This is a genomic window from Undibacterium sp. 5I1 (assembly GCF_034314085.1).
Classification (GTDB): domain Bacteria; phylum Pseudomonadota; class Gammaproteobacteria; order Burkholderiales; family Burkholderiaceae_D; genus Undibacterium.
The window spans coordinates 4,688,500-4,709,037 of sequence record NZ_JAVIWI010000001.1 but is presented as its reverse complement, the minus strand read 5'-3'; the positions used below and the strand labels follow the sequence as shown (position 1 = coordinate 4,709,037).

16 protein-coding genes and 2 tRNA genes are annotated in these 20,538 nt (G+C 46.2%); 7 read left to right on the top strand and 11 right to left on the bottom strand.

The features are described from left to right. Positions 1-132 precede the first annotated feature (132 nt). Complete coding sequence (locus tag RGU72_RS20540) at positions 133-1,761, top strand: NAD(P)/FAD-dependent oxidoreductase (RefSeq protein WP_322121516.1); 1,629 nt, start codon at positions 133-135, stop codon at positions 1,759-1,761. A gap of 132 nt (positions 1,762-1,893) precedes the next feature. Here the strand turns inward: RGU72_RS20540 and RGU72_RS20535 are convergent, their stop codons facing one another. The 6 genes from RGU72_RS20535 to glnA all read right to left on the bottom strand — a co-directional run bounded on the left by RGU72_RS20535 (position 1,894) and on the right by glnA (position 8,777). Next, the gene (locus tag RGU72_RS20535) at positions 1,894-2,721 is read right to left on the bottom strand and encodes an HDOD domain-containing protein (RefSeq protein ID WP_322121515.1); all 828 of its coding nucleotides are present in this window, start codon (positions 2,719-2,721) and stop codon (positions 1,894-1,896) included. A gap of 283 nt (positions 2,722-3,004) precedes the next feature. Further along, complete coding sequence (locus RGU72_RS20530) at positions 3,005-3,511, bottom strand: arsinothricin resistance N-acetyltransferase ArsN1 family B (protein WP_322121514.1); 507 nt, start codon at positions 3,509-3,511, stop codon at positions 3,005-3,007. A gap of 247 nt (positions 3,512-3,758) precedes the next feature. Continuing rightward, entirely contained in the window at positions 3,759-5,282 is a 1,524-nt protein-coding gene (ntrC, locus tag RGU72_RS20525; RefSeq protein ID WP_322121513.1) for a nitrogen regulation protein NR(I), read from the bottom strand. An 82-nt stretch (positions 5,283-5,364) separates the two neighbouring features. Further along, positions 5,365-6,426 (bottom strand): nitrogen regulation protein NR(II), encoded by a 1,062-nt coding sequence (gene glnL, locus RGU72_RS20520; RefSeq protein ID WP_416200141.1) that lies wholly within the window; start codon positions 6,424-6,426, stop codon positions 5,365-5,367. A 98-nt stretch (positions 6,427-6,524) separates the two neighbouring features. Beyond that, positions 6,525-7,013: a DUF4124 domain-containing protein gene (locus RGU72_RS20515; protein ID WP_322121511.1), complete on the bottom strand. Its 489-nt coding sequence runs from the start codon at positions 7,011-7,013 to the stop codon at positions 6,525-6,527. Between the two features lie 348 nt (positions 7,014-7,361). Beyond that, the gene (gene glnA, locus RGU72_RS20510; RefSeq protein WP_322121510.1) at positions 7,362-8,777 is read right to left on the bottom strand and encodes a type I glutamate--ammonia ligase; all 1,416 of its coding nucleotides are present in this window, start codon (positions 8,775-8,777) and stop codon (positions 7,362-7,364) included. A 665-nt stretch (positions 8,778-9,442) separates the two neighbouring features. On the opposite strand from glnA, the gene RGU72_RS20505 reads away from it, so the two are divergent. After that, complete coding sequence (locus RGU72_RS20505; protein ID WP_322121509.1) at positions 9,443-9,913, top strand: rhodanese-like domain-containing protein; 471 nt, start codon at positions 9,443-9,445, stop codon at positions 9,911-9,913. A 72-nt stretch (positions 9,914-9,985) separates the two neighbouring features. On the opposite strand, the gene RGU72_RS20500 is transcribed toward RGU72_RS20505, so the two are convergent. Then, entirely contained in the window at positions 9,986-10,465 is a 480-nt protein-coding gene (locus tag RGU72_RS20500; protein ID WP_322121508.1) for an Lrp/AsnC family transcriptional regulator, read from the bottom strand. A 148-nt stretch (positions 10,466-10,613) separates the two neighbouring features. On the opposite strand from RGU72_RS20500, the gene kynB reads away from it, so the two are divergent. From kynB to kynA, 3 genes are all read left to right on the top strand, one after another. Continuing rightward, complete coding sequence (gene kynB, locus RGU72_RS20495) at positions 10,614-11,273, top strand: arylformamidase (protein WP_322121507.1); 660 nt, start codon at positions 10,614-10,616, stop codon at positions 11,271-11,273. 72 nt (positions 11,274-11,345) lie between these two features. Continuing rightward, complete coding sequence (gene kynU, locus RGU72_RS20490) at positions 11,346-12,602, top strand: kynureninase (RefSeq protein ID WP_322121506.1); 1,257 nt, start codon at positions 11,346-11,348, stop codon at positions 12,600-12,602. Positions 12,603-12,752: 150 nt separating this feature from the next. Beyond that, positions 12,753-13,550 (top strand): tryptophan 2,3-dioxygenase, encoded by a 798-nt coding sequence (gene kynA, locus RGU72_RS20485; protein WP_322121706.1) that lies wholly within the window; start codon positions 12,753-12,755, stop codon positions 13,548-13,550. A gap of 347 nt (positions 13,551-13,897) precedes the next feature. Here the strand turns inward: kynA and RGU72_RS20480 are convergent, their stop codons facing one another. Further along, positions 13,898-15,073, bottom strand: coding sequence for an acyl-CoA dehydrogenase (locus tag RGU72_RS20480; RefSeq protein ID WP_322121505.1), 1,176 nt, complete (start codon positions 15,071-15,073; stop codon positions 13,898-13,900). Between the two features lie 495 nt (positions 15,074-15,568). After that, a tRNA-Arg gene (locus RGU72_RS20475) sits at positions 15,569-15,643 on the bottom strand. A 243-nt stretch (positions 15,644-15,886) separates the two neighbouring features. On the opposite strand from RGU72_RS20475, the gene RGU72_RS20470 reads away from it, so the two are divergent. Further along, on the top strand, positions 15,887-17,779 hold the full coding sequence (locus tag RGU72_RS20470; protein ID WP_322121504.1) for an ATP-binding cassette domain-containing protein: 1,893 nt from the start codon (positions 15,887-15,889) through the stop codon (positions 17,777-17,779). A 221-nt stretch (positions 17,780-18,000) separates the two neighbouring features. On the opposite strand, the gene murJ is transcribed toward RGU72_RS20470, so the two are convergent. Further along, a complete protein-coding gene (gene murJ, locus RGU72_RS20465; protein WP_322121503.1) occupies positions 18,001-19,551 on the bottom strand; it encodes a murein biosynthesis integral membrane protein MurJ in 1,551 nt (516 codons plus the stop codon). Positions 19,552-19,770: 219 nt separating this feature from the next. On the opposite strand from murJ, the gene RGU72_RS20460 reads away from it, so the two are divergent. Beyond that, a tRNA-Ser gene (locus RGU72_RS20460) sits at positions 19,771-19,861 on the top strand. Positions 19,862-19,994: 133 nt separating this feature from the next. On the opposite strand, the gene RGU72_RS20455 is transcribed toward RGU72_RS20460, so the two are convergent. Next, positions 19,995-20,528, bottom strand: coding sequence for an SIR2 family protein (locus tag RGU72_RS20455; RefSeq protein ID WP_322121502.1), 534 nt, complete (start codon positions 20,526-20,528; stop codon positions 19,995-19,997). Positions 20,529-20,538 lie beyond the last annotated feature (10 nt).

The following is a 20,538-nucleotide window of genomic DNA, read 5'->3' as shown; positions in this document are numbered from 1 at the left end:
ACCTATCCTCCCTTTGGCAAGGACTTTCAAATACAAAGTCATTGCAACTGGTTTTAACCCTGATGCGGAGAGTAAAATGTTGGTTTGGTCTTTGCTATACAGAAGGCTCTTTATTTACCTGGAATGCCGTAAATGCTACGTTTGACTGATATACAACTCCCACTCGATCATCCTGAGTCCGCTATTAAGATAGCTATTTTGCAGCGTTTAGATATTACTGAAAGTGATCTAGTCAGCTTCACTGTCTTTCGCAGAAGCTACGATGCCCGCAAGAAATCTGCCATTGTCTTGATTTACACCATAGACGTCGAAACGACTAAAGACGCGCAATTATTGTCCCTGTTAAAGAACAAGCCCAATATCGGCATCACGCCAGACACCAGCTATCACTTTGTCACTCAAGCGAAGACCGCCCCGGAAGTACGCCCTGTTGTGATTGGATTTGGCCCTTGCGGCTTGTTCGTTGCTTTAATTTTGGCGCAGATGGGATTTCGCCCCATCGTATTAGAGCGTGGAAAAAATGTTCGTGAACGTACCAAAGATACCTGGGGTCTATGGCGCAAGCGTGAGCTGCAACCAGAATCGAATGTGCAATTTGGCGAAGGTGGTGCCGGCACTTTTTCTGATGGAAAACTCTGGAGCCAAGTCAAAGATCCCAAGCATTACGGACGTAAGGTATTAACTGAATTTGTTACTGCCGGCGCGCCGCCAGAAATCATGTATGTCAGCAAGCCACATATCGGGACTTTTCGATTAGTAAAGATGATTGAAGAAATGCGCGCCAATATCGAATCTCTAGGTGGCGAAATTCGCTTTGAACAAAAAGTCAGCGACATTGAAATTACAGATGGTCAGATCAACGGCGTGCATCTGGCCGATGGCTCATATATAGCGACGAATCATGTCGTCTTGGCTGTAGGACATAGCGCAAGAGACACTTTCAAAATGGTACATCAGCGTGGAATTTATGTTGAGGCGAAGCCATTCTCCGTTGGCTTTCGCATTGAACATCCGCAATCCATTATTGACAAAGCCCGCTTCGGGCCGAATGCAGGCAATAAAATTCTGGGGGCTGCCGACTATAAATTGGTACATCATGCAAGCAACGGACGCTCCGTTTATAGTTTCTGTATGTGCCCTGGCGGCACTGTGGTAGCAGCAGCATCCGAACCGGGTCATGTCGTGACCAACGGCATGAGTCAATACTCTCGCAATGAACGCAACGCCAATAGCGCCATTGTTGTGGGGATTACTCCAACCGATTACCCGGAACATCCATTAGCCGGTATTGATTTCCAGAGAAAACTAGAATCTCTGGCATTCCATTTAGGGGGCGAAAATTACAATGCTCCAGGACAGTTGGTCGGCGATTTTTTAGCTAACAAGCCCTCAACAGAATTAGGCAGCGTAGAGCCATCCTATAAACCGGGCATTACCTTATGTGATCTGGCCGCAGCCTTACCTGAATTTGCCATAGAGGCTATAAGAGAAGCGATCCCGGCATTCGACAAGCAAATTAGCGGCTTTGCGATGAAGGACGCAATCATCACGGGCGTCGAGACAAGAACGTCATCACCGATCCGGATAAAACGCGATGATGAGAGTTTGCAGAGCATTAATACAAAAGGTTTATATCCCGCAGGAGAAGGCGCGGGTTATGCTGGTGGCATATTATCAGCGGCAATTGATGGCATCAGAGTCGCTGAAGCGCTAGCCCTAGATATGCAAAAACACATGCAAAAACGGATTACCTCAAACTAATCACGCAATCATCATTACGTATAAAAACAGGCAGATCGAAGATTCAATCTGTCCGTTTTTTTCAAAAATTTGCTTTTGATTTGTGATCTGATTTTACAATCTGATTTTATGATCTAACTACTAAGCAATTTACTAAGCAATTAAGTCTTCCATCCCCTCGCTTAGCTCAGTCAAAGTCGGCATGTCATTCCATATGGCGTTAGACGAAATGCCGAGTTTTTTCGCCACCTCGGCTGGGAAAGTGGCGTCTAACTCTTCTTGCGAGTAATTATTTTCCTGCGCACGTGAACGCCAGGCCGCAATGTGGATGATTGCTGCCATTGGCTCAAAAGGTACATGTTCTAGCGGCTCTGGGAAAGCCTTAATCACAGTCGCAAAATTATCCGGAAAGCGCCAGCGCTTTGCCAGCTCTGCACCTACGTCAGAAAAATCATATCCAAACGAAGAGTGCTCAACACTCAATCTGCGAGAATCTAAAGTCCCGGCGATTTTATCAACTTGCAGCATTTGCTCCGGCATTGCTGCATGCATTACCAGTTGACCAATCGCATGCATCATCCCGACGGTAAATGCAAAATCCGAATTACCCCGAATTTGTTTTGCAAGCCACTTTGCGATCACGGCGGTATGCAAGCTATAACGCCAGAATTGCTTTAAATCCACACCTGGCATCGCCTTAAAACCACCGGTCAAACCGCTACTGACAACCAGTGTACGTACTGCCATAAAACCCAGCATCAAGACAGCATCATCCACGGTACCTATGGTTCTTGATGAGTGATAATAAGAAGAGTTTGCCAGTCGTAATAACTTTGCACTCAAGACTTGGTCAGCGGCTAATTTTTTTGCAATCTCATCAATTGATACGTCTTCATTATTAAAACTATCAATGACTTCTTGAACGACTTTAGGAATCGTAGGCAGCGCATTTTGTTGCTGGAATAGTGCGTCGAAATTCATATAGCATCTCCTTTAACGACAGTATGGAACTGTTACAGCTCATTATTGAATTTATATGCACAAGAAAAGCGATTGCCGCCTTCATTTGATGTGAGGATTTTATTTTGCTCTCACTATCGAAAATCATACTCCGATAAGATACCGAAAGACATTAAATTTTCTGCGAGATCAAAAAAGCACGCTGCCATTGCACGAACGTACATTCAAACAAAGGCGAACAATAAAAATTTAGCTCTGCCAGGATTTACAAGGTAGCTTGCGGGATTTTGTAAGAGTCCTAAAATCAAAGCTGCTTCTGCCAATACGCAACATCGATCCATCGCCCATGCTTAAAACCGACCTGTGCAAATTGTGCCACTTGCTTAAATCCACATTTTTTATGCAAATGCACGCTCGCCTCGTTGGGTAAAGCGATACCACCAATTGCCGTATGCACACCCTGCTTAGCTAGTTGACTCAACAAGGCTTCATACAAAATCGTACCCGCCCCTTGACCACGCGCCTCCGGTGACAGGTAGACAGAAACCTCTGCTGAAAATCGATATGCTGAGCGCGCCCTCCATTTTGTTGCGTATGCATAACCAAGCATAACGCCATCACGCTCAAGGATTAACCACGGAAAATTCTGCGTTACCTCAACAATGCGATCCGACATTTCAGCCGAACCGACCTCACTCTCTTCAAAAGAAATCTCTGTCGTCACAACATAATGGTTGTAAATCCTAGAAATTGCTTCAGCGTCGTCAAGACTTACAGGGCGCACGTCGGACATCATCATATTCTCACTCATAAAAAAACGCCTACCTGTAGCATCACAGAGAGACGTATTTATTGACTCCAGATCAGAAAGATTTCCATCACTTCACAGAGCATTTGTACAAGTCAACATCTAGGCAACCTCAATATACTCCCCCTATTTTTCATCAAAAACCTTCAATCGACCAGGTTTTACTAGGACAACTAAAAATACTTACTAGGAGTATATTAATTAACTGCTTCCAACTCGATACGTAAAGACTGGAAGATTGCTCAAACTTTTATTCGTCTTTAGCACCATCAATGCCAAGTTCTTGAATCTTCCTTGTAATCGTGTTGCGCCCTATTCCCAACCGAATTGCCGCGTCATTTTTTCTACCATGTGTATGTTTTAGTGCCGCCTTAATCACAACGGATTCAAAACTACGACCCAACTTATCGATCACATCGGATTTGCCTTGCGTCAGCATTGCTGTCGCCTCGGCTTCTAACAAACTCATCCAATTATCTGCCTTGTGTTGCTGCGATTCTGCACTGCTGCCAACCAAACCACTTCCATTTAAAACACTGCTGGCATCACCTTGACGCGACAATTCGCTGTTGGGATATATGGCACTTATGGCATGCTGTGTCGGTGCCGCAGCAGGTACAGGAACTGGCAATAAATCCTGAGGTAAGTCTGGCACCTCTACCGTTTGCCCCGGTGCCATCACCGTAATCCAATTGCACAAATTTTCTAACTGCCGCACATTACCCGGAAACTCTAATCCAGACAAAAATTGCAATGCTGGTTCTGACATCCGCTTTACTTCTACGCCAAGTTGCTTGGCGCTTTGCGCTAAGAAAAATTTAGTCAGTAGCGGAATATCTTCGCGTCGTTCGCGCAAGCTGGGTAAGCGTAAGCGAATCACGTTTAAACGGTGATATAAATCCTCGCGAAACAAGCCATCCTTGACGCGGAATTCTAAGTTTTGATGCGTTGCCGCAATCACACGAACATTCGCTTTCATCGGTTGATGTCCGCCGACACGATAAAAATGACCATCTGACAAAACCCGCAGTAACCGTGTTTGCAAATCAAAGGGCATATCACCAATTTCATCTAAAAATAAGGTGCCGCCTTCGGCTTGTTCAAAGCGTCCGCGTCGGGTCGCTTGCGCACCGGTAAATGCGCCGCGCTCGTGTCCGAATAATTCGGACTCCAATAAATCTTTAGGGATCGCGGCGGTGTTCAGCGCAATAAAAGGCTGTGCTGATCTGGGGCTGTGTTTATGCAAAGCCCGAGCGACCAATTCTTTTCCACTACCTGATTCGCCAGTGATCAAGACTGTGACATTCGATTGGGATAAGCGGCCAATCGCTCTGAAAACATCTTGCATCGCGGGCGCTTGTCCCAAGATTTCTGGCGTCTCCGAAATGGTTTGCTCTACATTCGATTCGCGCAAACTTTCATCCAAGGCGCGACGAATTAATTCAACCGCTTTGTCCAGATCAAATGGCTTGGCAAGATATTCAAACGCACCACCTTGGAACGCCGCTACGGCCGAATCCAGATCCGAAAACGCGGTCATGATAATCACCGGTAGACCAGGGAATTTTGCTTTAACGACTTGCAATAACTCTAAGCCAGAAGCGCCATGCATACGGATATCGGAGACCAAAACCTGTGGCGTATCGCTTTGCAATGCAGCCATCGCATCACGCGCATTAGTAAAGCTTTTTGTCGTGAGATTTTCGCGTGCTAAGGCTTTTTCAAGCACCCAGCGAATTGAATCGTCATCGTCAACTATCCAGATTGGTTTCATATAATCGTTTTGTCCCGCATTAAAAATTAAAGCAAATTAGGTAGCGGCGCTTGTGGCACCACCAACGTTCCACGATCCTCTATCAAGGTAGTGGAATCAAAATCCGGAAATCCGTGCACCCAGGCCGACTTTCACAATCGATCACGCCCATGTGTTGCTCGATAAAAGTTTGCGCTAGTGTCAGTCCCAATCCACTACCACCGTCACGTCCCGATACCAAGGGGTAAAAAATGCGATCGATGATTTCGGCTGGAATACCTGGTCCGTTATCGATGATATGCAAATCTAATGCCAGCCTGTACCGTATCTTGGAAATAGTAATCTGGCGCACCACACGCGACTTAAATGTCAGCTCGGCATCGCCACGCTTGATGCGCTCGCTTAAAGCCTGCGCTGCGTTGTGGGCAATGTTGAGTACGGTTTGAATCAGTTGTTCCTGATCGCCGCGGAACTCAGGAATCGACAAATCATAATCACGCTTAATACTCAAGCCTTGCGGAAATTCAGCAAAAATCAAACTGCGTACTCGCTCACAAACTTCGTGAATATTCACATCGCCAACGATGTGCGGCAAACGATGCGGTGCCAGCAAACGATCAACCAACGTCTGCAGACGATCGGCTTCTTTGATAATGACCTGGGTATATTCGCGCAACTCTTTTAGCTGACGCTCGGGCAATTCAAGTTCTAGTAATTGCGCGGCGCCACGTATGCCGCCGAGGGGATTTTTGATCTCATGGGCCAGATTGCGAATCAATTCTTTATTCGCTCGGTTCTGGTCTTGCATACGTTCTTCGCGATCCAGCTTGAGCTGTTGTACGTTCTCGCGCAACTCGATTAATACCGGATTATCGGGATTGTCCAATGCAGTGACAATACTGTGTACATGCAATGGATCTTTGCCCGCCCGCACCAGAGTTAAATCTTGGCGCTTGTCCCCGAACTGATGTGCGACTGCCTGATCAAATACTTCTAACAGCTCATTACCGTTTAAAAACAAATCACTTAATTTTTGTTGATTTAAGGCCTTGAGTGAATTCTCTAGCAAACTCTCTGCCGACGCATTGGCATATAAAATATAACTATCTGCATCCAGCACAATGACGGCCGAGGTCAGCAAATCGAGTCCAGCAAAAGAGGTCATTGGTGTTTTCAAGATAGTCCATAAAAAAAGGCCGCCTAGTGCGACCTTGTTACGCAAGCATCATGCCTGAAATGTCTTTTTATTCAGACACCGGCTCTTTATTTTAAATTACTGAGCTCTCGTTTCAGTGCTTCGATGTTTTTTTCGGTGCGGCTAATATCGTCTTTCATCATATTAGTGCGCTCTTGATACTTGGCATAATTTCGCTCATCACCACGTCGTTCTGGCTCACCGTTGTTATAATCTTTTTTCAATGCAGCTAATTTTTGCTCTTCCGTTTTTAACTCATCTTGCAGAATTTGTTTTCGATCAGAGTCACGTGCTTTCTGAGTACTCTCATCTACCTTGGGGAAATCCGAAGGTGAGGATGCTGATTTTGACGCTGTTTTTTTTGTCCCCATAAATGCTGGCGCAGGGACGACTGTAATGCCGGGCAACTCAACTCGCTTGCAACCTTTAGTTTCGCCAGTGTTTTTGTACTCTTTATTGCCATTAGCATCGACGCACAAAAACACATCCGCATCTGCATGTGCGGACGGTGCAAAAAAAACTGCCAGTAAAGCTAGGCCACTCAATAGTCGATTCATTTTATCTATAGGTCAGTCAATAACGTCTTTAGTGTATTCCAAGCAAGCGCCCAGCACAATTACCATCTGTAAATGCTTACAATAAATTACTTAATAAACATGACATTTAAGTTATCAGCATATCGATAAAGAGGTATTTTTTAAATACTCCCTCTTATTTTCTTAATTTATAGTCGATTGTCCATACTTTATATGGACAATAAAAATATACCCATAGTGAGTATATTTTTGAAGTAAGAGAAATTTCGTCCTACTTAAGCTAAAAAGACATAAAAAAAGCGGAGAAATTTCTCCGCTTTTGGCTTCGTTGCTAATTGCTTTAATTAGCTTGAATTGGCATGTACCCGATTACAAAGAGTAGTACATATCAAACTCAGCAGGATGCGTGGTCATACGCATGCGCTGTACATCTTGCATTTTCAGTTCAATGTAAGCATCAATCATACTGTCGCTGAATACGCCACCGCGTGTTAAGAACTCACGGTCTTTGTCCAGCGCTTCTAATGCTTGTTCCAATGAATGGCAGACTGTTGGGATCAACGCGTCTTCTTCTGGTGGCAAATGGTACAGATCTTTAGATGCTGCTTCACCTGGATGTATCTTGTTTTGAACGCCGTCCAAACCAGCCATCAACAAGGCAGAGAATGCCAGGTATGGGTTAGCCAGTGGATCTGGGAAACGTGCTTCAACACGACGACCTTTTGGATTCGATACGTAAGGAATACGGATAGAAGCAGAACGGTTTTTAGCAGAGTAAGCCAGTTTTACAGGTGCTTCGTAACCTGGAACCAAACGCTTGTAGGAGTTAGTACCTGGGTTAGTAATCGCATTCAAAGCGCGTGCATGCTTGATAATGCCGCCGATGTAGTACAGAGCAAAGTCAGACAAACCAGCATAGCCGTCACCAGCAAACAGGTTGGTACCTTCTTTCCATACGGATTGGTGGACGTGCATACCAGATCCGTTATCGCCAACGATAGGTTTTGGCATGAAAGTCGCTGTCTTACCGTAGGTGTGCGCCACGTTCCATACAACGTATTTCAGGTTTTGTGTCCAGTCAGCGCGCTCTACCAGAGTAGAGAATTTAGTACCAATTTCGTTTTGACCAGCGCCAGCAACTTCGTGGTGATGCACTTCAACTGGAATGCCCAGAGACTCCAGGATCAAGCACATTTCAGAACGCATGTCCTGGAAGCTGTCGACTGGTGGCACTGGGAAGTAACCGCCTTTAACTGTCGGACGATGGCCAGTATTGCCACCTTCGAGTTTTTCGCCTGTAGTCCATGATGCTTCCTCGGAATCAATCTTCACGAAGCAGCCGGACATATCGATTTTCCAGCGTACGCTGTCAAAGATGAAAAATTCTGGTTCTGGACCAAAGTAGGCGGCATCGCCAATACCGGAGGATTTCAAATAGGCTTCAGCGCGCTTGGCGATGGAGCGTGGATCACGGTCATAACCTTTGCCATCTGTCGGCTCGATCACGTCACATTGCATAAACAATGTTGTTTCTTCCATGAACGGATCAATGTTGGCAGTAGCAGGGTCCGGCATCAACAACATATCGGATGCTTCAATCCCTTTCCAGCCTGCGATTGACGAACCGTCGAACGCGTGACCGGATTCGAATTTATCCATACTGAACTGGGAAACTGGAACCGTGACGTGCTGTTCTTTGCCTCTTGTATCTGCAAAGCGAAAATCAACAAATTTAACTTCGTTGTCTTTCGCCATTTTCAAGACTTCTGCGGCTGTCATTGCCATGTGAAACTCCTCAAATAAAGCTAAAAATAAATTCGGAAAATGCTGAGCTATCTTGCCAACTATCGACCAACCATCGACTGAATAACGGTTAACTTAGTTCGGCTAACTTACTACCGCTAAATTCTTACCGCTAAATTCCTACCGATTAACTATCAATCAACTAAGCCAATTCTTAACTGACACCTTGAAATGGTGCATTCTTCTTTGCGTCTATCATTGCGTTGTTATTCTATAAGAAGCCGCGCCAGAAAAACGACAGCAGCCTAAACACACTAAAACACGCTACAACAGATAAAAACCTTCTGCACCAAGTCAATAATGCAACTCGCAATCGATAATAGCAGAATCCGTGCCACCATTTAGGGAAAGAAATTGCGGTGACTGAAGATGCTAAATCTTTGTTTTTTCTAAAAATTTTCTGACAACATGATCAAACAAGACATATTCATCTAACAAATTTTGCACCAAATTAAAACATAAAATCATAAGCGCACCAAATTAACGCTTTTTTATAAAAAATACTTAAAATTGCACCCGCATGAAGCATGATCAAAATTTATTACTCTGCTCAGTTAACATAGCGTTCGTTCTCAAACCAGCGGTACATAATCTGGTTTAGTACATCCATTGTTGAAGTTGAACGATTTACACCAAGGCTCAATATCATGACAAGCACAACTCTTACATTACTCACGTCAGCCCGCCAACGCGGACAAGAACAAAGTCTGCCGTACGCAGGAGCGGTCACTCCGGAAGAGGCTTTTGCGCTGTTAGCAAGCGATATCAACGTCTTACTGGTTGATGTCCGCACCAATGCAGAAAGAGACTGGATTGGTCGCGTCAAACTACCCGATGCTCAACACCATACCGTGCAATGGAGTACCTATCCGGGCGGCAATCCCAATCCTGACTTTTTGACTGAATTAACCAAGGTAACGGCAGACAAAAATACCACTATCCTTTTCCTATGCAGGTCCGGCGTACGCTCACGCCATGCCGCAAAACTCGCCACTGAAAACGGCTACGTCGCATGCTTTGATATCTTGGAAGGATTTGAAGGCGATAAAGACAGCGAAGGTCATCGCAAAACGCTGGGCGGCTGGTGCCAGAAAGGCTTGCCTTGGTTGGGTGCCTGAGTATTTAGCCCTAGATCGATCACAATCTGTAGGTCACGATCTGTAAATCACCATATGGCGCCATCAAATTCGCTACTTCTCTGACTGCAGCAGATCAACCGCAATCTCGCTGGTGTCCTTCAAAGTTTGCAGCACAATATTTGAGCGAATATCTAATACGCCCGTAGTCTTATACAGTCGCTCCAGCACAAACGAGGAATAGTGTTTGAGATTACGGGCTTTTACCCGCAATAGATAATTAGCATCGCCCGTGATGATGTAAGAGCCGACGACTTCGGGCCAGCTTTGTAAAGCAAGCGTGAAATTTTCATGCCATTGCTCCACATCGCGGCGCATGGTGACTTGCACAAAGGCGTCCACCTCCAGACCAAGCGCGGTCGGATTGAGGACGGCGCTGTAATGTTGGATGATGCCGCTTTCTTCCAGCAGTCGTACCCGACGCAGGCAAGAAGATGGCGATAAAAACACCTTGTCAGCCAGCTCCTGATTGCTGATGCGTCCGTCGGTTTGCAGGTAGTGCAAAATTTTAATATCCGTTGCATCTAGCTGCATTTTGACTATCTCCGTACATTCCATCATTAATTGAGTATTTTTTCGCAGTTTATTCTACATAAGCGGGTTTAACCACCTCAATTTGCAAGAACAATTTTTTCATTTGGGAATAAACTTACTGGCATATTTTTCTCTGATGGAGACATCGATGTCAGCTTCTGATCACCAAAAACCGCAACAAAAAAATCCACAAATTTGGGATATCTCCCCTGCACTGCAAAGCGGTATGCCCGTATGGCCAGGGGACACCGCTTACAAGGCAGAGGCCACTTGGCAAATTGAAGCCGGCTGTCCGGTCAAAGTCAGTAAGATCAGCATGTCCACTCACACGGGTGCGCATTGCGATGCACCTTCGCATTACGATGCCGCTGGCAAAGCGATTGATCAAGTTGATTTGACGACGTATATCGGTGCTTGTCGCGTCATCCATTGCATTGGCCGTCAGCGAGTAGAGCCTGAACATATCGCGGCGCAACTGGCGGGTACTCCGCCGCGGGTTTTATTACGTACTTACTTTGCCGCACCGCAGACTGAATGGGATGATCATTTTCCTTATATTGCACCTGCCACTATAGACCTGTTGGCAAGCCACGGCGTGCGTCTGATTGGGATTGATACGCCCTCGCTCGATCCACAGGATTCAAAAACGATGGATTGCCACTTGGCCGTAAAAAAGCATCAGATGGCGATCTTAGAAGGCATCGTGCTGGATGCGGTCAGCGCGGGCGATTATGAGCTGATTGCTCTGCCACTCAAACTGGCGGGACTGGATGCGAGTCCAGTTCGTGCAATTCTTCGTTCGCTTTAAATAGCTACAAAAATAAGCTCTCGTCAAAATCATCGTTCGCTCAATTTTTAACCATACTCATTTTAAATCGCCATGACCACACTACACCGCCAGCATTGCCTCGACCTCGATGTACAAGATCCTCTTGCCACTTTGCGCGAAGAATTTGATTTGCCCAAGGACGTGATTTATCTCGACGGTAACTCACTCGGCGCAATGCCAAAAGCGTCGCTGACCAGAGCGCAAGAAGTGATCCGTCAGGAATGGGGTAATGATCTGATCAAGAGTTGGAATAAAGCAGGTTGGTTTGATTTGCCATCTCGTCTGGGCGACATGCTGGCGCCACTGATTGGCGCCGCGCCGGATGAAGTGGTGGTGACGGATTCGACCTCGATCAATTTATTTAAAGCGCTGGCGGCGGCTTTGCATCTTCAGGCCAGCAATCCTGTTACAGCCGATCGTAAAGTCATCGTCACCGAACGCAGTAACTTCCCGACTGATATCTATATGGCGGAGGGCATTACCCGCTGGCTGGATCGTGGTTATCAAATCAAACTGGTAGACACACCAGACCAATTGGCGGCGGCGATCGACCAGACTACCGCGGTCGTGATGCTGACTCATGCGAATTACCGCAGTGGCTATTTACATGACATGGTCGCAGTGACTGCGCACGCGCATGCACAAGGAGCTCTAATGCTATGGGATCTGGCACATTCAGCCGGTGCGGTGCAAGTGGAATTAAATCAGGCACAAGCGGATTTTGCCGTGGGATGTACTTATAAATATTTAAACGGCGGGCCAGGTGCTCCGGCATTTATCTGGGTGGCAGCGCGCCACCAGGCAGCGTTTTCTCATCCTCTGTCTGGGTGGTGGGGTCATACAACACCATTTGAAATGGCACCGTCGTTTGTTGGCACACCGGGTATCCGCAGAGCGCTGTGTGGCACACAGCCGATTGTCTCTTTGGCGATGGTGGAATCAGGTCTGGCAGTATTTAGTAAAACCTCGATGGCTGCGATCCGTGCAAAATCCTTAGCGCTGACCGAACTGTTTATTCAATTGGTCGAATCACGTTGCGCCAATCAATCCTTGGAGTTGGTTACGCCGCGCGATCAGGCGCGGCGCGGCAGCCATGTCAGTTTTACCCATCCGCACGGCTATGCGGTAATGCAAGCGCTGATCGCCCGCGGCATTATTGGTGATTATCGCGAGCCTGCCATCATGCGCTTTGGTTTTACCCCGCTCTACACCAGTTTTGTCGATGTATGGGATGCAGTTGAAGGCTTGCGCGATATTCTGGAATCGCAAGCTTATGAGTTAAATGCAGAGCGTCATGCAGTAACTTGAGCAATCCGATATCAAGCTAAAACGCCTCCTCGATTACTAAATAAAACACTCATTATGACTAGCGATATCAATAACGACAGCACAGAACAAGCTCCCGGCACGACCAGCGCAACTGAAGGCAAATGCCCCGTCTCTTGGCATGGCGCCAAAATGGATTTTAAAAATGACATGAGCTATGGCGACTATCTAGGCCTGAATCAAATCCTGTCTGCACAACATCCACGCTCGCCCAACCATAATGAAATGCTGTTCATCATCCAGCATCAAACCAGCGAACTCTGGATCAAGCTAATGCTGCATGAACTACACGCGGTGCGCGCGCAATTGCGCGCTGGCGATTTACCACCGGCATTTAAAATGCTCTCGCGGGTTGCCCGCATCATGGACCAACTGGTGCATGCATGGGATGTCCTTGCAACCATGACGCCAAGCGAATACACCGCCATCCGGCCGTATCTGGGCAACTCATCTGGCTTTCAGTCACATCAATACCGTGAGCTGGAATTTTTACTCGGGAATAAAAACGCTAGCCTACTGAGCGTGCATGAAACCAATACTGAAGCACATACCAGCTTGTCCGATGCGTTGCATGCGCCCTCGATCTATGACGAAGCCATCATGCTCATGGCACGCCAGGGATTTGCCATTGATGCAGCACGTTTAGCGCAAGACTGGACGCTTAATGTCGAGCCAAACGAGTCCGTCAAAACCGCCTGGTTACAGGTGTACCAGCAGCCAGAGCAACATTGGGTGCTATACGAACTAGCAGAAAAATTAGTCGATATGGAAACCGCTTTCCGCATCTGGCGCTTCCGCCACGTGACTACGGTGGAGCGGATTATCGGTTTCAAAGTCGGCACCGGCGGCACAGCAGGCGTCAGCTATCTGCGCAAAATGTTGGATGTCGTGTTGTTCCCAGAACTATTTGCGCTCCGCACGGCCTTATAAAATCACCCGACGGATTCAAGTACGAAGAGCAACATTGAATAAAAGGTCAAAGGGTCAGATGCGATAGCATTCTGCCTTTTGACCAACCAGTCGAAAGTTGCCGAATATGCGCTACACACACCTAACCCAAAAACTCACGACAACAATTGACGAAAAAATAAAGGGGTGTTTCAGAACAATCCATCATCTAAAATTGTCGGGACAGACAATAGAAAAACCAGGCAACAAGCTAGTTACCTGCTTTCGATTTTGATCTCGGGTTTTGATCTCGGGTTTTGATATCAACTACTGATTTCTTCAACTAGATTTAAGCACAAACGTCATTCCGCTAAAACTACCTAAGAAATTTAAAACGCCGCAATACCAGTCTGGGCACGACCCAAAATCAAAGCATGAATATCGTGTGTACCTTCATAAGTATTCACCACTTCCAGATTCACCAGATGGCGTGCCACGCCAAACTCATCCGAGATACCGTTGCCACCCAACATATCACGTGCCATACGAGCGATATCTAATGATTTTCCGCAAGAATTACGCTTCATGATCGAGGTAATTTCCACCGAAGCAATGCCCTCATCTTTCATACGTCCCAAACGTAAGCAACCTTGCAAGGCCATCGTGATTTCAGTTTGCATGTCAGCCAGTTTTTTCTGAATCAATTGATTCGCAGCGAGTGGACGACCAAATTGCATACGATCCATCGTGTATTGACGCGCGGTGTGCCAGCAAAATTCTGCCGCACCCAAAGCACCCCAGGCAATACCATAGCGCGCAGAATTCAGGCAAGTGAATGGGCCCTTTAAACCCTCGACATTCGGCATCAGATTTTCTTCAGGGACAAATACATTGTCCATCACGATTTCACCGGTAATCGAGGCACGCAAACCCACCTTACCGTGGATCGCCGGTGCGGATAAACCCTTCCAGCCTTTTTCCAAAATAAAGCCGCGGATACGACCATCATCGGTCTTCGCCCACACTACAAATACATCGGCGATCGGGCTATTGCTGATCCACATTTTGGCACCGCTCAGCGCGTATCCGCCGGGGACAGTTTTCGCCCGCGTTACCATACTGCCGGGGTCAGAGCCGTGATCAGGTTCAGTCAAACCAAAACAACCAATCCATTCACCGGTAGCTAACTTAGGCAGATATTTTTGCTTCTGCGCCTCACTACCAAATTCATTGATCGGCACCATCACCAGCGAGCTTTGCACACTCATCATTGAGCGATAACCAGAGTCAATCCGCTCTACCTCGCGGGCCACCAGACCATAACAAACATAGTTAAGACCAGCACCGCCGTATTCTGTAGGGATGGTCGAACCGAGCAAACCCAGTTCACCCATTTCACGAAAAATTGCCGGATCCGTTTTCTCATTACGGAAGGCATCCAATACCCGAGGTGCCAGCTTCTCCTGACAATACACACGTGCAGCCTCTTGCACCATGCGCTCGTCATCAGTCAACTGCGATGACAACAATAAAGGATCGTCCCAATGAAATGATGCTTTTGCCATTTGTCTCTCTCTGTAATTAATATAAAAATGTCAGGCGAGTATTTTAATACTTTAGTTATACCTGTATTTATTTCGTGCAGAAATTTCTATTTTGCCAATTTCTTACGACAAGTTTAATCCGATAGTGATTACGCCGGGCTTTTGAGTTTGAAGCTAGTTTGATCCTAGTCATAACGCCGTAATACTTCAGCCGTAAGATAGCTATATCTGCTGTACGTGCAACCGATATGCCCGATGGCAGCCAGGTGCGCCTTGCCCGATTAGGACAAGGTCAGCACCGAGCCCAATTCTATGCCGATGCATCAACGCGACGGCAATCAATCATCCCAAACTATTTACTGTATTTCTGAGATAAAAAATAATATCTCGGAATTTGAGTTTATTACAGTATGCCAATGAGCTTGGATGGCAAATAGGTGAATGATAGACAACGCGTGATTGTTTGCGCCACTACAACCAGATATTTTTTGATTTGAGAATAATGCAGCATGGCTTTGGTCCCTCCGACTGGAATCGAACCAGTATCCCACGCTTAGGAGGCATGTGCACTATCCATTGTGCTACGGAGAGACGCTAATCGAGCTGGAGTATTACTTGCTCTTTGGAAGAAGCCGCATCTTACCTGAGCGGGGCTGAACAATCAATTCGGCTGTTTTTAGAGGTGCGCTTTCTCTATGAGGTCACGCACTCAAGTACAATACTGCCTTTATTCATCCAATTGCAGCAGATTACCGTCAATTTCGGTCGTATTTAAGAAAATTGTCTCATCTGCAAACGCTCTAATCAGTTCATCTTTTTGTTCACCAGGTAATTATGGCAGTCATTTCTCTCAGCAATGCCCAATTGGCATTCGGTCACGTCGCCCTGCTCGATCATGCAGAATTTTCTATTGAGACCGCAGAACGCGTCGGTCTGATCGGTCGCAACGGTACAGGCAAATCTTCTTTGCTCAAAATTATTGCGGGCACGTCCAAATTGGATGATGGCTTACTCGTCATGCAGCAAGGCATCAAGATCGCGTATGTCGAACAAGAGCCACAATTTTCGCCTGACATCAGAGTCTTTGATGCGGTGGCATCCGGTATGGGCGAGATGGCTGCGCTTTTGCAAGAATATGAAGAGCTGACCGGTCAGTTTGGTGGCGACAATGATGACGCTTTGATGGAGCGTATGCATGACATCCAGATCAAACTGGATGCGGCAGATGCATGGAGTCTGACTAATAAGGTTGAGACTACCTTAGACAAGCTAAATCTGAGCGCAGATGCGATCATGAGTACGCTCTCTGGCGGGATGAAAAAACGTGTCGCGCTAGCATGTGCCTTGGTCAGTGCGCCCGATGTGTTGCTTCTGGATGAACCGACTAACCATTTGGATTTCTCGTCTATTCAATGGTTAGAAGCTTTATTGCGCGACTTCAAAGGTAGCGTGCTGTTTATTACCCATGACCGTAGCTTCCTGGATAATGTCACGACACGAATTATTGAGTTAGACCGCGGCAAAATTACCTCTTACCCCGGCAACTTCACGACGTATCAAACGCGCAAAGAAGAACAGTTGGAAAATGAGGAAGTTGAGAATGCCAAGTTCGACAAATTTTTAGCACAAGAAGAAGTCTGGATACGTAAAGGCGTCAAAGCGCGCCGCGTACGTGACGAGGGTCGTGTCAAACGTTTGGAAAATCTGCGTGCGCAACGTAGCGTGCGCCGGGATCAGCAAGGTCAGGTCAAACTGGATGTCACTACTGGCGAACGTTCAGGCAAGATCGTCGCGGAACTGGAAAACGTCTGCAAATCATTTGGCGAAAAAGTCATCGTTACCGATTTCTCCAGCATCATCATGCGCGGCGATAAGATTGGTTTGATTGGTCCAAATGGTGCGGGTAAAACAAGCCTGCTGAAATTAATTCTCGGGCAAGATGAGCCGGACAGCGGCACCATCAAACAAGGTAGCAAATTACAAATCGCCTATTTTGATCAAATGCGTGCTCAGTTAGATGATGAAATGAGCTTGGCAGAGACTATTTCTCCGGGTAGTGATTTTGTCGAAATCAATGGCCAGCGCAAACACGTGATGTCTTACTTGGGCGACTTTTTGTTCGCCCCAGAACGCGCTCGTTCTCCGGTGAAGTCATTGTCTGGTGGTGAACGTAATCGCCTGCTGCTAGCCCGTTTGTTTGCCAAACCAGCCAACGTTTTGGTGTTGGATGAGCCAACCAATGATCTGGATATTGATACCTTAGAATTACTGGAAGAACTGCTGGAAGACTACGATGGTACGGTCTTCTTGGTCAGCCATGATAGAACCTTTTTGGACAATGTCGTCACACAAGTCATCGTGGCAGAAGGCGATGGACAATGGGGCGAATTTATTGGTGGTTACAGTGATTGGGAGCGTTATCGCAATAGCGTCCCCGTCACAAAAAAAGTGAAGAATGCATCGCCATCAGAAGTTAAAGTAGAACCGAAAGTAGCACTGGCAGCCAAAAAGAAACTCAGCTACAAAGAGCAAAAAGAATTAGATGAATTGCCAGCCTACATCGCCAAGCTTGAAGCAGAACAAGAAGCGATTACTGAAACTTTGGCTGATAGCGATTTCTACAAAAATAATTCGTCAGATGAAGTCAAAAAGCTGAACGATCGTTTTGCCGAGATTGATGAAATCTTGCTAGTCGCAATTGATAAGTGGGATAGATTGGGTAGCTAATCCGCTGGATTGATCTGAATTACATCAGATCAATTAGTGACTACCGCTTGGTAGATATTACTTACTAGCGGTCACTTAGTAAATGTCACTTAACAATTCTCGCTTAACCAGTCTCACCTAACGTCGTTCCAGAAAAAACTGGAGCGACGTTTTTACATGCGCTTTGATATACGCTAATACATGCGTCAATACATCTGCTAACACATGCACATGTTTATGCTTCAGCGCTCGCTTTTACGAAAATCTTTCAGGCGAAATCCCATTACAAACAAAGAAGCAAAGTACGTCACCATGCAGGTCAAAATAATACCCAGCAAAATAGCAAAACGGATCCACCCGTTGCTACGCAAAGCAATCCAGTCAAACTGATTTGCGGACAAAACTGCAACGATACCCATTAACACCAGTGCCACGAGTAATTTCACCAAAAAAAGTAGCCATCCTTTTTCTGGCACATAAATACCCCGACGCCGCAAGCCCATATACAACAAGGTCGCATTCATCCAGGCACCCAAGCCTATTGATAACGCCAAGCCAGCGTGCTGTATGTAGGGCACAAATAGCAAGTTCATCAGCTGGGTAGAAATCATCACGATCACCGCAATTTTCATCGGCGTGCGAATATTTTGTTTCGCATAAAATCCCGGCGCCAAAATTTTAACCACGATCAATCCCGTCAATCCTATGCCATATGCCGCTACCGCCTGCGCGGTCATATGCACGGCTTCGGCACCAAATTTGCCATGGTTAAACAAAGTCGCTGTGAGGGGAACCGGTAACGTCGCCAACGCAACTGCGGCAGGCATCGCCAGCAAACAGGTCAGGCGCAAACCCCAATCTAGCAAAGAAGAATATTCATGTGTATCCGCATCAAAATTCGCCTTCGACAAACTAGGCAATAAAACCGTACCTAGTGCAACGCCAAGTAAAGCAGTCGGAAACTCCATCAACCGATCCGCCGATGCCAACCAAGACATGCTGCCATCCCGCAAATGCGATGCCCAGGTCGAATTAATCAATACACTGATCTGAGAGACAGAAACCGCCAATACGGCCGGTCCCATTTGCCGCAAGATACGACGCACACCAGGGTCGCGCAAACCAAACAAAGGATTTAAATGAAAACGTGGCAACATCCCGATCCGCACCAGGGACGGTACTTGTATCGCCAGTTGCATTACACCGCCGACAAATACCGCAATTGCTAAAGCATAAATCGGCTGCGCTAATAAAGGTGCCAGATACAATGAACCTAGAATCGATGAGACGTTCAATAGCACTGGAGTAAAAGCTGGGATTTTAAATTCGCGCCACGTATTTAAAATCCCGCTCGCTAATGCCACTAAGGACATAAACCCAATGTAAGGGAACATGATGCGCGTCATCATCACCGTGACATTAAATTTAACAGGATTGTCAGCAAATCCCGAGGCAAACAAATAGACTAAAACTGGCGCTCCGACCACGCCAATGATGCAAGTCAAAAGCAATGCCCACGTCAAGACAGTAGCGACATCATCCACCAACTCTTTAGTCGCCTCATCCCCTTTTTGATTCTTATATTCGGCCAGAATTGGCACAAAGGCTTGCGAGAACGCACCCTCAGCAAATAAGCGCCTGAAAAAATTAGGAATACGAAACGCAGCGTTGTAAGCGTCAGTCAAAGCATCTGCACCAAAAGCACTATTAATCAGTACCTCACGAAGCAAGCCAGTGATCCGCGATAGCATGGTTATGCCACTAATAGTGGCGAGCGTTTTGAGTAAGTTCATGGAGCGGCATTATAACGGTAGCCTCAGCAAGAGGCGCATCTACTTGGCATAGAAATAATTTAGCAATCGGAATCTGACAATAATCATAAAAAAACAAGCGTGGAGCACGCCAGCTAAAGTTGCCTCCCTATGACAGAGGGCGCCAGAACAAAACATTTGCTGCCAAAACTTTATCTGCTATAATTGCGAGCTTCGCAAATGAGCAACAATGCGAAATCCGGAGAGATGGATGAGTGGTTTAAGTCACACGCCTGGAAAGCGTGCGTAGGTTCATAGCCTACCCGGGGTTCGAATCCCCGTTTCTCCGCCAGCATAGATAAAATAAGGCTCTCCTCGTGAGAGCCTTATTTTTTGCCGTTCAAACTGAATGTGCTATTCAATTCAATTTCCACAGTCCGCACTAAATTTTACTTTTAGAGTAAATTGAGTGATCAACAGCTTACCTACCACCTTAGGTCAGTTGCCTTTTGACCTCTGAAGTCTTCAACCAATTTGACTAAATCCTTGAGAGAATTTGTTAATTCCTCATGACCATTATCTGAGGAGTATTCCATAAATTTTAACCGCATAGATTCCGACGCAACTTCTAGCACGGCGGGATGAACTTCGTCTCTCGGTAAAGTCATGTAATGGAATGGCATGCGCCCATGAGCAAACTGAACATCTTCAAACAAAAGACGTATATCTGGATCGTCAGTACCACAGCCAACAAACAAAAAAGTATGTGTTAACACTAATGATTTAAGAATTTCATAAAAAAGTACGTATTTTGTACGAGCTTTCGCATAATCATTTCTTGTAAAAATTATCTCCTGGGGAGTGTTCGCAGATCCATGGGTTTTAAGAAGCAATCGTACGTCGCCCCCCAACAAATAATTCGCAATGTCCTGACTAGTGTGATCTTTTATTATGATTGTGCTCTTGGATGTGTTTGAGGCATAAGTATCATAAATATTGTCAAAATTTGGACTCGCCACTATTGACGCG

What these genes read in the sequence shown, in the direction of transcription:
- glnA (WP_322121510.1), bottom strand. Translation starts at nt 8,777, where the DNA reads ATGGCAATGACAGCCGCAGAAGTCTTGAAAATGGCGAAAGACAACGAA.
- glnL (WP_416200141.1), bottom strand. Translation starts at nt 6,426, where the DNA reads ATGACCTCTTTTGCTGGACTCGATTTGCTGACCTCGGCCGTCATTGTG.
- RGU72_RS20505 (WP_322121509.1), top strand. Translation starts at nt 9,443, where the DNA reads ATGACAAGCACAACTCTTACATTACTCACGTCAGCCCGCCAACGCGGA.
- murJ (WP_322121503.1), bottom strand. Translation starts at nt 19,551, where the DNA reads ATGAACTTACTCAAAACGCTCGCCACTATTAGTGGCATAACCATGCTA.
- kynB (WP_322121507.1), top strand. Translation starts at nt 10,614, where the DNA reads ATGTCAGCTTCTGATCACCAAAAACCGCAACAAAAAAATCCACAAATT.
- RGU72_RS20540 (WP_322121516.1), top strand. Translation starts at nt 133, where the DNA reads ATGCTACGTTTGACTGATATACAACTCCCACTCGATCATCCTGAGTCC.
- RGU72_RS20530 (WP_322121514.1), bottom strand. Translation starts at nt 3,511, where the DNA reads ATGAGTGAGAATATGATGATGTCCGACGTGCGCCCTGTAAGTCTTGAC.
- RGU72_RS20480 (WP_322121505.1), bottom strand. Translation starts at nt 15,073, where the DNA reads ATGGCAAAAGCATCATTTCATTGGGACGATCCTTTATTGTTGTCATCG.
- RGU72_RS20515 (WP_322121511.1), bottom strand. Translation starts at nt 7,013, where the DNA reads ATGAATCGACTATTGAGTGGCCTAGCTTTACTGGCAGTTTTTTTTGCA.
- kynU (WP_322121506.1), top strand. Translation starts at nt 11,346, where the DNA reads ATGACCACACTACACCGCCAGCATTGCCTCGACCTCGATGTACAAGAT.
- RGU72_RS20535 (WP_322121515.1), bottom strand. Translation starts at nt 2,721, where the DNA reads ATGAATTTCGACGCACTATTCCAGCAACAAAATGCGCTGCCTACGATT.
- ntrC (WP_322121513.1), bottom strand. Translation starts at nt 5,282, where the DNA reads ATGAAACCAATCTGGATAGTTGACGATGACGATTCAATTCGCTGGGTG.
- RGU72_RS20500 (WP_322121508.1), bottom strand. Translation starts at nt 10,465, where the DNA reads ATGCAGCTAGATGCAACGGATATTAAAATTTTGCACTACCTGCAAACC.
- kynA (WP_322121706.1), top strand. Translation starts at nt 12,753, where the DNA reads ATGGATTTTAAAAATGACATGAGCTATGGCGACTATCTAGGCCTGAAT.
- RGU72_RS20470 (WP_322121504.1), top strand. Translation starts at nt 15,887, where the DNA reads ATGGCAGTCATTTCTCTCAGCAATGCCCAATTGGCATTCGGTCACGTC.